At 53.9% G+C, this 14,690-nt stretch carries 10 protein-coding genes; 7 read left to right on the forward strand and 3 right to left on the reverse strand.

What is annotated here, in order from left to right; translation table 11 throughout:
• Nucleotides 1-292 precede the first annotated feature (292 nt).
• The 4 genes from pdhR (at nucleotide 293) to lpdA (ending at nucleotide 7,428) form a co-directional block, all read left to right on the forward strand.
• Complete coding sequence (gene pdhR, locus H0247_RS05050; RefSeq protein WP_015841704.1) at nucleotides 293-1,057, forward strand: pyruvate dehydrogenase complex transcriptional repressor PdhR; 765 nt, start codon at nucleotides 293-295, stop codon at nucleotides 1,055-1,057.
• Nucleotides 1,058-1,199: 142 nt separating this feature from the next.
• A complete protein-coding gene (gene aceE, locus H0247_RS05055; protein ID WP_180741556.1) occupies nucleotides 1,200-3,863 on the forward strand; it encodes a pyruvate dehydrogenase (acetyl-transferring), homodimeric type in 2,664 nt (887 codons plus the stop codon).
• A 14-nt stretch (nucleotides 3,864-3,877) separates the two neighbouring features.
• Nucleotides 3,878-5,767, forward strand: coding sequence for a pyruvate dehydrogenase complex dihydrolipoyllysine-residue acetyltransferase (aceF, locus tag H0247_RS05060; RefSeq protein ID WP_180741557.1), 1,890 nt, complete (start codon nucleotides 3,878-3,880; stop codon nucleotides 5,765-5,767).
• 236 nt (nucleotides 5,768-6,003) lie between these two features.
• On the forward strand, nucleotides 6,004-7,428 hold the full coding sequence (gene lpdA / locus H0247_RS05065) for a dihydrolipoyl dehydrogenase (RefSeq protein WP_039278363.1): 1,425 nt from the start codon (nucleotides 6,004-6,006) through the stop codon (nucleotides 7,426-7,428).
• A gap of 61 nt (nucleotides 7,429-7,489) precedes the next feature.
• Here lpdA and H0247_RS05070 read toward each other — a convergent pair whose 3' ends face one another.
• Nucleotides 7,490-8,386, reverse strand: a complete 897-nt coding sequence (locus H0247_RS05070) for a LysR family transcriptional regulator (RefSeq protein WP_180741558.1) — start codon at nucleotides 8,384-8,386, stop codon at nucleotides 7,490-7,492.
• Nucleotides 8,387-8,502: 116 nt separating this feature from the next.
• Between H0247_RS05070 and H0247_RS05075 the strand changes: the two genes are divergently transcribed.
• The 3 genes from H0247_RS05075 to H0247_RS05085 all read left to right on the forward strand — a co-directional run bounded on the left by H0247_RS05075 (nucleotide 8,503) and on the right by H0247_RS05085 (nucleotide 12,188).
• Entirely contained in the window at nucleotides 8,503-9,696 is a 1,194-nt protein-coding gene (locus tag H0247_RS05075) for a serine hydrolase domain-containing protein (RefSeq protein ID WP_180741559.1), read from the forward strand.
• Nucleotides 9,693-10,871 (forward strand): MFS transporter, encoded by a 1,179-nt coding sequence (locus tag H0247_RS05080; protein ID WP_180741560.1) that lies wholly within the window; start codon nucleotides 9,693-9,695, stop codon nucleotides 10,869-10,871. Before H0247_RS05075 ends, H0247_RS05080 begins: the two co-directional genes overlap by 4 nt.
• A 129-nt stretch (nucleotides 10,872-11,000) precedes the next feature.
• The gene (locus H0247_RS05085; protein ID WP_180741720.1) at nucleotides 11,001-12,188 is read left to right on the forward strand and encodes a dienelactone hydrolase family protein; all 1,188 of its coding nucleotides are present in this window, start codon (nucleotides 11,001-11,003) and stop codon (nucleotides 12,186-12,188) included.
• 46 nt (nucleotides 12,189-12,234) lie between these two features.
• Here H0247_RS05085 and H0247_RS05090 read toward each other — a convergent pair whose 3' ends face one another.
• Both H0247_RS05090 and H0247_RS05095 read right to left on the reverse strand, forming a co-directional pair.
• A complete protein-coding gene (locus H0247_RS05090) occupies nucleotides 12,235-13,563 on the reverse strand; it encodes an MmgE/PrpD family protein (protein WP_180741561.1) in 1,329 nt (442 codons plus the stop codon).
• 109 nt (nucleotides 13,564-13,672) lie between these two features.
• Complete coding sequence (locus H0247_RS05095) at nucleotides 13,673-14,656, reverse strand: AraC family transcriptional regulator (protein ID WP_180741562.1); 984 nt, start codon at nucleotides 14,654-14,656, stop codon at nucleotides 13,673-13,675.
• Nucleotides 14,657-14,690 lie beyond the last annotated feature (34 nt).

Here is a 14,690-nt window from a genome sequence, read left to right on the forward strand (position 1 = left end):
AAAACCTGATTTATTGCATTTAAATTCATTGTTTTCGTATTTAAACGGTTCAGCAATGCCTGCTTCACGTTTCAAAAAAGTTAAAATATAGACAGAGGGGATTAATGGTAATACCACAGGTGGGCTATCACTTTGCCGCAGGTTTCTCGTGCATTTGTTAAAATCTGGTGGGATTGGTGATTTAGCTCAAGGTCCTTATGGACAGAAGGTGAATACTTTGTTACTTTAGCGTCACGTTTTTGAAATTGGTATTACCAATTGACTCCGCGCCATTCGCAGAGAAGAATTCACTATGGCATACAGCAAGATCCGTCAGCCCAAACTGTCAGATGTGATTGAACAGCAGCTGGAGTTTCTGATCCTTGAGGGAACCTTGCGCCCCGGCGAGAAGCTCCCACCGGAGCGCGAACTGGCAAAACAGTTCGATGTTTCCCGCCCTTCTCTGAGAGAAGCCATTCAACGCCTGGAAGCCAAAGGTCTCCTTTTGCGCCGTCAGGGTGGTGGTACCTTCGTTCAAGCTAATCTATGGCAAAGCGTCAGCGATCCGCTGGCAGAATTACTGAGCACACATCCCGAATCACAGTTCGATCTTCTGGAAACGCGTCATGCGCTGGAAGGCATTGCTGCCTACTACGCTGCACTGCGTGGCACAGAGTCGGACCTGCAACGTATCCGGGATTGTCATGCCGTGATTGAGAAGGCGAGGGAAGCGGGCGATCTGAACGCCGAGTCAGAAGCCGTTATGCAGTATCAGGTTGCTGTAACAGAAGCCACGCATAATGTGGTTTTACTGCATTTGGTGCGCTGTATGGGGCCGATGCTCGAACAGAACGTGAGGCAGAATTTTGAATTGCTTTATTTGAGCCGTGAAGTGTTGGCCCAGGTGAGCATTCATCGCGCCAGCATTTTTGAGGCGATTGTTGCCCGTGAGCCGGAGAAGGCGCGCGAAGCATCACACCGTCATCTGGCGTTTATTGAGGAAGTATTGCTGGATCTTAACCGGGAACATAGTCGGCGCGAGAGATCGCTGCGTCGGCTCCAGCAACGCAAGGACTGATCACCTATCTTTTGGTGCTCTGAATGCGGTAATCACGACGATGAGCCTGTCTTCATGCGTTTTGCTTATGGCCAAATCTAAGCCAGAATGCAGGAAGACAGGCTCCAACAAACCAACTTATTAGAGAAGATAAGGAATAACCATGTCAGATCGTTTAAATAATGACGTGGATCCGATCGAAACCCGCGACTGGCTGCAGGCGATCGAATCGGTCATCCGTGAAGAGGGTGTTGAACGCGCCCAGTTCCTGATTGATCAGGTTCTGAGTGAAGCACGTAAAGGCGGTGTCAGCGTTGCTGCTGGTACGGCTGCACGTCAATACATCAACACCATCGCAGTGGAAGACGAGCCGGAGTACCCTGGTAATCTGGATCTGGAACGTCGTATTCGCTCAGCAATCCGCTGGAACGCGATCATGACGGTACTGCGTGCTTCGAAAAAAGATCTGGATCTGGGTGGCCACATGGCTTCTTTCCAGTCTTCCGCCACTTTCTATGAAGTGTGCTTTAACCACTTCTTCCGTGCTCGCACTGCGCAGGACGGCGGCGACCTGGTCTACTTCCAGGGCCACATTTCTCCGGGCGTTTACGCTCGTGCCTTCCTTGAAGGCCGTCTGACCGAAGATCAGATGAACAACTTCCGTCAGGAAGTTCACGGTAACGGTCTGTCTTCTTATCCGCACCCGAAACTGATGCCAGATTTCTGGCAGTTCCCGACCGTCTCTATGGGTCTGGGCCCGATCGGTGCTATCTACCAGGCTAAATTCCTGAAGTATCTGGAAAACCGTGGTCTGAAAGATACCTCTAAGCAAACCGTTTATGCCTTCCTGGGCGACGGTGAAATGGATGAACCAGAATCCAAGGGTGCGATCACTATCGCGACCCGTGAAAAACTGGACAATCTGGTGTTCGTCATCAACTGTAACCTGCAACGTCTGGATGGCCCAGTTACCGGTAATGGTAAGATCATCAACGAGCTGGAAGGTATCTTCAGCGGCGCTGGCTGGGATGTGATCAAAGTCATGTGGGGCGACCGTTGGGACGAACTGCTGCGTAAAGACACCAGCGGTAAACTGATCCAACTGATGGAAGAAACCGTCGACGGTGACTACCAGACCTTCAAATCTAAAAACGGTGCCTATGTGCGTGAGCACTTCTTCGGTAAATACCCGGAGACGGCAGAACTGGTTAAAGACTGGACCGACGATCAGATTTGGTCACTGAACCGTGGTGGTCACGATCCGAAGAAAGTCTACGCTGCACTGAAAAAAGCGCAGGACACCAAAGGCAAACCAACCGTTATTCTGGCGCATACCATTAAAGGTTACGGTATGGGCGACGCGGCTGAAGGTAAGAACATCGCTCACCAGGTTAAGAAAGTTAACATGGATGGCGTGCGTTACTTCCGTGACCGTTTCAACGTGCCAGTGTCTGATGCCGATATCGAAAAACTGCCATACATCACTTTCGATAAAGAGTCTGAAGAATACAAATACCTGCACGAGCGTCGTCAGGCATTGGGTGGCTACCTGCCGTCTCGTCAGCCAAACTTTGATGAGAAACTGGATCTGCCAACGCTGGAAGATTTCAGCACCCTGCTGGAAGAGCAGAACAAAGAAATCTCTACCACTATCGCGTTTGTTCGTGCCCTGAACGTGATGCTGAAGAACCAATCTATCAAAGATCGTCTGGTTCCAATCATCGCTGACGAAGCGCGTACCTTCGGTATGGAAGGCCTGTTCCGCCAGATCGGTATTTATAGCCCGAAAGGCCAGCAGTACACCCCGCAGGACCGTGAGCAGGTTGCTTACTACAAAGAAGACCAGAAAGGTCAGATTCTGCAGGAAGGTATCAACGAGCTGGGCGCTGGTTCTTCCTGGCTGGCGGCGGCAACGTCTTACAGCACCAACAACCTGCCAATGATCCCGTTCTACATCTACTACTCCATGTTCGGTTTCCAACGTATCGGCGACCTGTGCTGGGCCGCGGGTGACCAACAGGCGCGTGGCTTCCTGATCGGTGGTACTTCCGGTCGTACGACGCTGAACGGCGAAGGTCTGCAACACGAAGATGGCCACAGCCATATCCAATCGCTGACCATCCCGAACTGTATCTCCTACGATCCAGCATTCGCCTATGAAGTCGCGGTCATCATGCATGACGGTCTGCACCGCATGTACGGTGACGCGCAGGAAAACATTTACTACTACATCACCACGCTGAACGAAAACTACCACATGCCTGCGATGCCGCAGGGTGCGGAAGAAGGTATCCGTAAGGGTATCTACAAGCTGGAAACGGTTGAAGGTAGCAAAGGTAAAGTGCAACTGCTGGGCTCCGGTTCTATCCTGCGTCACGTACGTGAAGCGGCTCAGATTCTGGCGAAAGACTACGGTGTGGGTTCTGATGTATTCAGCGTAACCTCCTTCACTGAACTGGCTCGTGAAGGCCAGGATTGTGAGCGTTGGAACATGCTGCATCCAACCGAAACGCCACGCGTCCCTTACGTGGCTCAGGTACTGAGCGATGCGCCAGCGGTGGCATCGACTGACTACATGAAGCTGTTTGCTGAACAAATTCGTAACTTCGTCCCAGCTAGCGATTACCGCGTATTGGGTACTGACGGTTTCGGTCGTTCTGACAGCCGTGAGAACCTGCGTCACCACTTTGAAGTGGATGCGTCTTACGTCGTGGTTGCGGCTCTGGGTGAACTGGCTAAACGCGGTGAAATCGATAAGAAAGTGGTTGCTGATGCCATCACTAAATTCAACATCGATGCAGATAAAGTTAACCCGCGTCTGGCATAAGAGGTAAAGATTACATGGCTATCGAAATCAACGTACCGGATATCGGTGCAGATGAAGTTGAAGTCACCGAAGTGCTGGTGAAGGTTGGCGACAAAGTTGAAGCTGAACAGTCGCTGATCACGGTTGAAGGTGATAAGGCTTCTATGGAAGTCCCTTCTCCGCAGGCTGGTGTCATTAAAGAGATTAAAGTCTCTGTGGGTGACAAAGTTGAAACTGGCAAACTGATCATGATTTTCGATTCCGCCGACGGTGCAGCTGACGCTGCACCTGCTAAGGCAGAAGAGAAGAAAGAAGCAGCGCCGGCTGCTGCACCTGCGGCAGCGGCTGCGAAAGACGTCAACGTACCAGATATCGGCGGTGACGAAGTCGAAGTGACCGAAGTGCTGGTTAAAGTGGGCGACACCGTTGCGGCTGAACAGTCTCTGATTACCGTAGAAGGCGACAAAGCGTCTATGGAAGTTCCGGCACCTTTCGCGGGTACGGTTAAAGAGATCAAGATCAGCACTGGCGATAAAGTGTCTACCGGTTCTCTGATCATGGTATTCGAAGTGGCGGGTGCTGCACCTGCTGCTGCTCCGGCACAAGCCGCGGCTCCAGCAGCAGCTGCGCCAGCGGCCTCTGCGGCGAAAGAAGTCAACGTACCGGATATCGGCGGTGACGAAGTCGAAGTGACTGAAGTGATGGTTAAAGTTGGCGATAAAATCGCGGCTGAGCAATCACTGATCACCGTTGAAGGTGACAAGGCTTCGATGGAAGTCCCTGCGCCGTTCGCGGGTACGGTTAAAGAAATCAAAATCAGCACCGGCGATAAAGTGAAAACCGGTTCACTGATCATGGTCTTCGAAGTAGAAGGCGCTGCGCCTGCTGCGGCCCCGGCTGCCAAGCAAGAGGCAGCGGCTGCACCGGCTCCGGCGGCAAAATCTGCTGCGCCAGCACCGGCTGCAAAAGCGGAAGGCAAGAGCGAATTCGCAGAGAACGACGCTTACATTCACGCAACGCCGGTTATCCGTCGTCTGGCACGTGAATTCGGCGTGAATCTGGCGAAAGTGAAGGGTTCTGGTCGTAAAGGCCGTATCCTGCGCGAAGACGTTCAGGCTTACGTGAAAGATGCCGTGAAACGCGCTGAGTCTGCGCCAGCTGCTGCCGCTGGCGGCGGTCTGCCAGGCATGCTGCCATGGCCGAAAGTCGACTTCAGCAAGTTTGGTGAAGTGGAAGAAGTAGAACTGGGCCGTATCCAGAAAATCTCTGGTGCTAACCTGAGCCGTAACTGGGTGATGATCCCGCACGTTACGCACTTCGACAAAACTGACATCACCGATCTGGAAGCGTTCCGTAAACAGCAGAACGCCGAAGCTGAGAAGCGCAAACTGGATGTGAAATTCACCCCAGTTGTCTTCATCATGAAAGCCGTTGCCGCTGCGCTTGAGCAGATGCCACGCTTCAACAGTTCTCTGTCTGAAGATGCGCAACGTCTGACGCTGAAGAAATACATCAACATCGGTGTTGCGGTTGATACCCCGAACGGTCTGGTGGTTCCGGTCTTTAAAGACGTGAACAAGAAGAGCATCACTGAGCTGTCTCGTGAATTGACTGTCATCTCCAAGAAAGCCCGTGACGGTAAGCTGACGGCTGGCGAAATGCAGGGCGGTTGCTTCACCATTTCCAGCATTGGTGGCTTGGGTACGACCCACTTCGCGCCGATCGTCAACGCACCAGAAGTGGCTATTTTGGGTGTGTCTAAGTCCGCGATGGAGCCGGTCTGGAACGGTAAAGAGTTTGTTCCGCGTCTGATGATGCCGATCTCTCTGTCCTTCGACCACCGTGTCATTGACGGTGCTGATGGTGCGCGCTTCATTACCATCATTAACAACATGTTGTCTGACATCCGCCGTCTGGTGATGTAATCGAAAAGCCGGCCTGACGGCCGGCTTTTTTCTGATAAGCTGTTATTTGTTACAGCGATCAGTGATTAAGGACAAATCGTTAGTCGCTTGTTGTTTCAAAATTGTTAACGATTTTGTAAACTACTGCGGCAAAGACACGTCCCGGTGGAAGAGGGCGTTATTAAAAATACACCCTCAATCAGAATGATGACGGGTGTGACGTCACAGACCCGCCGGAAATCAATTAAGAGGTCATGATGAGTACTGAAATTAAAGCTCAGGTAGTGGTACTTGGTGCCGGCCCCGCGGGTTACTCTGCTGCATTCCGCGCGGCGGATTTGGGTCTGGAAACCGTACTGGTAGAGCGCTACTCCACGCTGGGTGGGGTGTGTCTGAATGTGGGTTGTATCCCTTCCAAAGCCCTGCTACACGTCGCTAAAGTCATTGAAGAAGCCAAAGCACTGGCAGAACACGGTATCGTGTTTGGTGAACCTAAAACCGACATTGATAAAATCCGTCTCTGGAAAGAAAAAGTCATCACCCAACTGACCGGTGGTCTGGCTGGCATGGCGAAGGGCCGTAAAGTGAAAGTGGTTAACGGTCTGGGCAAATTCACGGGCGCCAACACGCTGGAAGTTGACGGCGAAAACGGCAAAACGACGATCAACTTCGATAACGCGATTATCGCTGCGGGTTCACGTCCGATCCAACTGCCTTTCATTCCTCATGATGACCCGCGCGTATGGGATTCTACCGATGCGCTGGAGCTGAAAAGCGTCCCTGGACGTCTGCTGGTTATGGGCGGCGGTATCATCGGTCTGGAAATGGGTACCGTTTACCACGCTCTGGGTTCACAGATCGATGTCGTTGAAATGTTCGATCAGGTGATTCCGGCAGCTGACAAAGACATCATCAAAGTCTTCACCAAGCGTATCAGCAAGCAGTTCAATCTGATGCTGGAAACCAAAGTGACGGCAGTAGAAGCTAAAGAAGACGGCATCTATGTGACGATGGAAGGCAAAAAAGCGCCTGCCGAACCACAGCGTTACGATGCGGTTCTGGTGGCTATTGGTCGCGTACCGAACGGCAAAAACCTGGATGCGGGCAAAGCGGGCGTGGAAGTTGACGATCGCGGTTTCATCCACGTTGATAAACAAATGCGCACCAACGTGCCACACATCTACGCTATCGGCGACATCGTCGGTCAACCGATGCTGGCGCACAAAGGCGTGCATGAAGGCCACGTTGCTGCCGAAGTCATCTCCGGTAAGAAACACTACTTCGATCCGAAAGTGATTCCTTCCATTGCCTATACCGAACCGGAAGTGGCATGGGTGGGTCTGACCGAGAAAGAAGCGAAAGAGAAAGGCATTAGCTACGAAACCGCGACCTTCCCATGGGCAGCGTCTGGCCGTGCTATCGCGTCTGACTGCGCTGACGGTATGACCAAACTGATTTTCGACAAAGAAACTCACCGTGTTATTGGTGGTGCGATTGTCGGGACTAACGGTGGTGAACTGTTAGGTGAAATCGGTCTGGCGATCGAAATGGGCTGTGATGCGGAAGATATCGCACTGACCATCCATGCGCACCCAACGCTGCATGAATCTGTTGGTCTGGCCGCTGAAATCTTTGAAGGCAGCATCACTGACCTGCCGAACCCGAAAGCGAAGAAGAAGTAAGTTCTCTCAGGTTCGACTAGCGTGAATTTAATCCGGCACCTTTTACAGGTGCCGGATTTTTTTACGTATCAGAGGCGGGAAATACCCGCGCGCAAAGGAAATCCACGAATGCTCGTACTTTTGGTGATGGGTGTTTGCTGGCTGGCCATAGCACATGGAAGATGCCGTTGCGTTCCACGTAATCGGTCAGAATCGGCTGTAGTTGCCCTTCTGCCAGCTGTGCACGGATAGAGAAATCTGGCAGGTAAGCGATTCCAAGTCCTTGTAGTGCAAAACAAACGCGCGTTTCGATATTGTTGCAGATCATTGAGGTAGGCAATGGCAACTCGGGTTCGCTGGGGGGAAGCCGCAGCGCCCACGGCTCCAATTTGCCGCTATTGGGAAAGCGATAATGCAGACAGGCATGCTGCATCAAATCGGTAGGTTTCTGAGGCGTGCCGTGCTGAATAAGGTAGTCCGGCGCGGCAACCACCAGAAAACGAAAAGTGCCCAATTTCCGCGCGGTGAGGCGTGAATCCACGGGGTCACCTGTCCGTACGACGGCATCGAAACCTTCCTCAATGACGTCCACCATGCGGTCGGTGAAGTCCAGATCCAACTCTATCTCGGGATACTCGCGCATGAACTCACCGAGTACGGGGAGCACCAGTGAACTGACCAGCGGCAGGCTTACTCGCAGGCGTCCGCGCGGTACGGCTTTGGTCTGTGACAGCTCCAGTTCTGCGGCTTCGATCTCAGCCAGAATTCGTCGGCTACGTGTCAGAAACAGTGAGCCTTCGGCGGTCAATGTGATGCTGCGCGTACTGCGGTGAAACAGCCTCACGCCTAGCTTTTCTTCAAGCCGTGCGACGCTTTTGCCAACCGCAGACGCGGAAACGCCCAGTAGTCGGCCAGCGGCAATAAAACTACGTGTTTCGGCCACCTGCACAAATACCGCTAAGCCATTCAGGCTGTCCATATATCCTCTCTATTGCGGACAATTTATTCCTTATATTAAGGAACAGTAGCCTACTTTTTCTTTAATTGCTGATTTTCTATCGTAACGGGAACGCTCATTGATAAAAGGAACACGCCGTGATAACTCCCGTATTGGCTCTGGATACCCATGCTTCAACAGCTCCTTTCTCTGCCCGAATTCAGGCCGTCGTTCAACAGGCGTTGGACGAACGGCGTTTGGTCGGTGCTGTTGTGCTGGTTGTGCGCAACGGAGAATTGATTCATCAGCAGGCTGCAGGATGGGCTGACCGGGAAAACGCCCGTCCTATGGCGCTGGACGCCATCTTCCGATTGGCTTCTGTCAGCAAGCCCATAGTGTCCGTGGCGGCGCTGGTGCTGGTGGCGCAAGGTCGGCTCGATCTGGATGGGGATATCACTCGCTGGATACCGACGTTCCAGACCCGACTGCTAGACGGCAGCTCAGCGCGCATTACCGTGCGGCAGTTACTCAGCCACAGCGCGGGTTTGGGCTACCGCTTTTTCGAGCCCCATGCGGACGGCCCGTACGCACAGGCGGGGGTCTCCGATGGTATGGATGCCTCCGGCATCAGTCTGAATGAGAACCTGCACCGCATCGCCAGTGTTCCACTGCAATACGCGCCGGGCACGGCCTGGGGTTATTCGCTGGCAACGGATGTATTGGGGGCTTTGATCGAACGCATTCACGGTACGTCATTGGACGAGGCGGTTCGCCAACTGGTGACCGACCCGCTGGGTATGCACGATACCGGTTTTATTGTACGTGACCCATCGCGCCTGACTACCGCTTACGTGAATGACACCCCGCAGCCGCATCGTCTGGCCGAAGGCGAAACGGTGTCTCCCTTTGAAGGGGCAATTGGCATCGAGTACAGCCCTGCCCGTATCTTTGACTCTCAGGCTTTTCCGTCAGGTGGTGCAGGTATGGCAGGGACGGCCAGGGATCTGCTGCGTCTGTTGGAAGCTCTGCGTAAAGGGGAAGGCGTGCTGCTGCCTGACGCGTTGATCGAGGAGATGGGGCGCGATCAAACACAAGGGCTGGAGCTGCCCAATGCACCGGGCTGCGGTTTTGGCCTCGGTTTCTCGGTCTTGCGCGATCCGCAGTTAGCCGAGTCGCCGGAATCATCAGGCACCTGGCGTTGGGGGGGAGCCTACGGTCATTCATGGTTTGTCGATCGACAACAAGGTTTGAGCGTGGTGGCTTTCACCAACACGATGTACGAGGGGATGTCGGGGCGTTTTGTCACCGATCTGCGCGATGCCGTGTATGGCGAACTGGAGGCAGCACGATGACGGCTTCAATGACGGTGACACACCATGACAGACTGCCCGTTGCCTCATTGTTGGCACTGGCTACGGCAGCTTTCATCACTATCCTGACTGAAGCGCTGCCAGCAGGCCTGCTGCCGCAGATGGCGCAGGGACTGTCGGTGTCCGAAGCCTGGGTCGGACAAACCGTCACTATCTACGCTATCGGTTCTCTGGTCGCTGCGATCCCGTTGACCGCGGCGACGCAAGGTGTACCTCGCCGCCTGCTGCTGCTGGCAGCCATCGCCGGTTTCGCTGTCGCCAATACGGTTACGGCGTTGTCCAGCAGTTATCTGCTGACGATGGCGGCGCGTTTTCTGGCAGGTGTTTCAGCTGGGTTGCTGTGGGCGCTACTGGCGGGCTACGCGGCGCGAATGGTGCCGGAGCACCAGAAAGGGCGCGCGATTGCAATAGCGATGGTTGGCACGCCATTAGCCTTGTCGCTCGGTGTGCCCGCTGGAACCTTTCTTGGCAACGTGATCGGCTGGCGCATGTGCTTCGGTATGATGAGCGGTTTGGCAGTAATACTCATGCTGTGGGTGCGTATTCAGGTGCCAGATTTCGCGGGGCAAGCCGCAGGCCAGAGATTATCACTGCGGCGCGTATTCACGATGGCTGGCGTACGATCCGTGTTATGTGCAGTGCTGGCTTTTGTGTTGGCGCATAACATTCTCTACACCTATATTGCATCGTTTCTCGCGGCGGTGGACATGGTTGCACAGACCGGCCTGGTGCTGCTGGTATTTGGCGTCACCTCTCTGCTGGGCATCTGGATTATTGGTGTGCTGATTGACCGCTATTTACGCGTCTTGACGCTTGCGTGCTCGGCATTGTTCTGCCTGTCCGTATTGGCGCTTGGCGTGGCTGGCGATGCACTGGCCGTGGTCTATGCGGCTGTGGCTATCTGGGGACTTGCCTTTGGCGGCGCAGCGACGTTATTCCAGACGGCAATTGTCAGAACGGCTGCGGAGGGCGCCGATGTGGCGCAATCGATGTTGGTCACGGCCTGGAACATGGCTATTGCGGGGGGCGGGATCCTCGGCGGTGTTCTGCTGGAGCACGTCGGCGTTGCCGCGTTCTTCCCAGTGCTGTTGGCACTGTTACTGATTGCGTTCGTTGTCGTTTGGTCTGCCAGAAGACACGGTTTCCCTATGGCGTGACGGTAAAATACCCAGAGGAGATTTTTTGCCAGTCGCTTCGCATAATACGCCCTCCGTCCGTTTATTTTTAGCCGCGTCAATTACAATCAAACCTCAAAAAAGAAACGATGTTCTGTTTTTGAGGTTATGATGAATCTGAATATCTTACGCACCTCGGTCTGGCTACTGGCGGCTTTGCTGGCCAGCCCTCCACTGATGGCGAACGACATGAACCCTACGATTCAACCCGCGACGGATCAGGCGGTAACGGATGAAGGTCTGCCTTCATTTTATCCGCAGCTTAAACAGCAGATGACCTACTCGGATTCCTGGCTATCTGGGAATTTTACGGATTTTAGCCAGTGGCAATCCCAGTCGAGAAAAACGCTGCGTGCGCTACTGCTGACGCCGGATTCCACCAAAGACTTCGCGCCACAAGCGATAGAAAAACAAGATCGCGGCAGCTACATGGCGGAGAAAATTGCCTTCAACCTGACCGATGAAAGTCGTGTAGACGCGTTGCTCCTGACGCCAAAAAGCGCGGGGCCGCATCCCGCGGTCATCCTGCTGCACGATCACGGCGCGAAGTTTGATATCGGCAAAGAGAAGATGATTAAGCCGTGGGGCAATGACGCACAGCTTGATTCTGCACAGGCATGGGCCGATAAGTTTTTCACTGGGCGCTTTGTTGGGGATGAACTGGCGAAACGGGGCTATGTGGTGCTGGCAGTGGATGCACTCGGTTGGGGATCGCGCGGGCCGATTAAATATGAGCAGCAACAGGCACTGGCGAGTAACTTCTTTAATCTGGGGCGCTCGCTCGCGGGTCTGATGGCCTACGAAGACATGCGGGCAACGGACTTTCTGGCATCACTTGAACAGGTTGATAAGCAACGTATTGGCGTCGTGGGGTTCTCTATGGGGGCCTATCGTGCCTGGCAGCTCGCCGCGCTGTCTGACAAAGTCGCGGCGACAGCGGCAGTCTCCTGGATTGGCACATACGACGGTCTGATGACGCCGGGTAACAATGTGCTGAGAGGGCAGTCGGCATTCTATATGTTGCATCCGGGGCAACCGACACGCTTTGATTTCCCCGATGTGGCGAGCGTTGCCGCCCCAAAACCGATGCTGTTATTTAACGGTGGCAAAGACAAGCTATTCCCGACGCAGTCCGTTGAAGATGCCTACGAGAAAATGCACAAGGTGTGGCAATCTCAAGGGGCGGACAACAACCTGCAAACCAAAATATGGCCTGAACTGGGGCATGTGTTCTATCAGGAACAGCAGGAAGAGGTGTTTCGCTTTCTGGATCAATGGCTAAAGCCAACATCCCGTTAAACGAGTACCTTGTTAAAGCTTACACCTTATTAAAATCAGCATATTGCTAAAACAGCAGCCCCATTAAATAGCGTAGATCGCCTTCCTGCCGTAATGCGCAGCGATCGGCGATCTGGTTGCTGTCGAGGTGCGTCAACGAACCGATCGTTTGCCGCAGTTTGGCATGCAGATCGGTAGGACGCGCCGAGGTTTCCTGACGTGTGGTGCGCTGGATTAACGTGCTGCCGTTACGCAGGTGCAGCGTAACTTCATGAAAACGTGCTTCTGGGTCAAGCTCATCGGGCGGAGCAGTTTCATCAGCACGGCGTATGACGCGATTTGCCAGCGCGGAGATTGTGGTTTCAACCGGTGCTTCCGAAAAATGCGCCAGCTTCAATTCCCCTTCAATTAGCGCCGCAGCAATCACATACTCCAGACTGAAGCGCGCTTCTACACCGTTTGTCGCGTTACGGATAAACGGTGCCACATCGCCACCCGGTGGGAACGTCACCGTGATATGTTCGATGGCATCGGCCAGATCGGCATCCGCACCATTATGTTTATGCCACTGTTCCCGCAGGGCAAACGCGGCTTCGGCCGCGCTGTGGGTGCCGCCACAGGTTGGATAGCGCTTGAATTCCAGACCGGGAGACAACATGCGCCATGGCGCACCCCAGTTTTCAACCAGTAGTTCCGGTTGATGTTGTTGATCGCCGTGCGCCGCAAGAAAGGCGTCAATGACCTGTTGCGTGTTGCCCTCAAAGCCCGCTAAGCCCAGCTTGAGGGCGGTTAGCCCCGCTCTGGCGGAAAGCCCAGCATGCAGCGGTTTGACCGCTGAACCAAACTGCGCCCTCAGCCCTGCGGCCTGTGTGGCAGCCAGACCAAGAATGGTCTGCGTCTGTTTCACCGACGCGCCAGCCAAACGTGCCGCGGCAGCGGCAGCGGCGATAGCTCCGAGCGTCGCCGTGTTGTGGTAGCCGAGGCTGTAATGGCGTGGTCCACATGCCAGCCCGATTCTGCCTGCCGCCTCCACGCCAATCACGTATGCCGTCAAAAACGTTTCTTCCGTTACGGAGGAATCCTCTGCAGCAAGGGCAAACAGTGCGGGCAGAATAACGGTACTGGGGTGTCCACGAAACGCCGGATGATAATCGTCAAAGTCGAGTACGTGGCCGGAATAGCCCAGGATCAAACTACGCGTCAGGCTGTCCGTGCCGCTGAACACCTGCTTTAATGGCACGAGCCCGCTATCGGCAATCGCCCCTTGTGCGATCGGGAGCGCAGTAGAGATGAAGTCAGTCACCCCGTCACGGGCGGCCTCTATTGCTTCCCGATTGGGTTCGCTATGGATGATGTGGTGGGCAAGCGCTGCGGTGATATCAGTCTGATTGGTCATGGGTCGTTATGTGTGCTGGCAGAAAAATAGTAATTTACTGCGCCTTGTTGAATAGCTATTAATAACCAAATGAAATAACAAATTCCATTTGGTTATTAGTGATTGAAGATCAGAAGCGGTCTTTTAGCTGCCTCGGCGTGATACCGAATGCACGGCGTAGCGCGGTGGCAAAGTTGGCGGGGCTGTTATAACCGGCGATGCTGGCCGCCTGCGCAATACCGATGCCGTCTTTTTGCAAGGCCAGCATGGCGCGCTGTAAGCGGCAGTTACGCAGGTACTCAAATACGCTCATATTGAACGTCTGACGAAAATGGCGCTGTAGCGTGCTTTCACTCATGTTGACGCTTTTGGCTATCTCACTCATCGAAAGCTGATCGGCGCTGCCGCTTTCCAGCATCTCTCTGACCTGTTGAATGCGATGGTAGCCGCGCAGGGTGACGCCGTTGCTTTTTTCCTGCGCGACGCTGGCGGTTAATGAGGTAAACGCCTCGATAATCAGGCTCATACACTGCATTTCCAGATACAGGCGCTGGAGGGGCGTTTGACAAGGTTCAGCGTCCAGCGTTTGTAAGGCAATCGCCAGTGCTTGTCGGGACGGCGTCCATAGATGCGTTGCCAGATGAGTCTGTGTGAAATCGTGGATGGCCTGCCAGTCACCCACAGTATCCATCATATTGCCGTACAGCCATTCCCTGTCGAACGTCAACGTAATCGTTCGCTCATATTCATCACACTTGCCGATGCGGGTAAACATCGTCGGCTCCGTCAGCGCAATCAGCGAGGCCGGCTGGTTCTCTCCCAGATGTAACTCCTGATGGCCAAATGAGATATGCGCATTGCCGCTCACCACGATGGCGAGTTTGATTGCGTCATCCAGCAGGTTTTGGGTTTTCATATTGTGGCGATTAATCACATCTGCGGTATGCAGGATCAGATGCGGATTAAGCTGCACTACGGTGAATGACCCAAAGAGCACGGGTGTGTTATCGATCAACCGTGGACCGATGAAACGGTAATTATTCGCCACCAGACTGGATTGCTGAACGATGTGATCTTTATAGATCGGCTTTGATGACTGCGTGAAGCTGCGCACGTGATGACCTACCTGATTAAACCCTTCGACCTGC

It is taken from the genome of Pectobacterium sp. CFBP8739, from assembly GCF_013449375.1.
Classification (GTDB): domain Bacteria; phylum Pseudomonadota; class Gammaproteobacteria; order Enterobacterales; family Enterobacteriaceae; genus Pectobacterium.

Coding starts and splice junctions, on each gene's coding strand:
- pdhR (WP_015841704.1), top strand. CDS start 293: ATGGCATACAGCAAGATCCGTCAGCCCAAACTGTCAGATGTGATTGAA.
- H0247_RS05080 (WP_180741560.1), top strand. CDS start 9,693: ATGACGGCTTCAATGACGGTGACACACCATGACAGACTGCCCGTTGCC.
- H0247_RS05070 (WP_180741558.1), bottom strand. CDS start 8,386: ATGGACAGCCTGAATGGCTTAGCGGTATTTGTGCAGGTGGCCGAAACA.
- lpdA (WP_039278363.1), top strand. CDS start 6,004: ATGAGTACTGAAATTAAAGCTCAGGTAGTGGTACTTGGTGCCGGCCCC.
- aceE (WP_180741556.1), top strand. CDS start 1,200: ATGTCAGATCGTTTAAATAATGACGTGGATCCGATCGAAACCCGCGAC.
- H0247_RS05090 (WP_180741561.1), bottom strand. CDS start 13,563: ATGACCAATCAGACTGATATCACCGCAGCGCTTGCCCACCACATCATC.
- aceF (WP_180741557.1), top strand. CDS start 3,878: ATGGCTATCGAAATCAACGTACCGGATATCGGTGCAGATGAAGTTGAA.
- H0247_RS05085 (WP_180741720.1), top strand. CDS start 11,001: ATGAATCTGAATATCTTACGCACCTCGGTCTGGCTACTGGCGGCTTTG.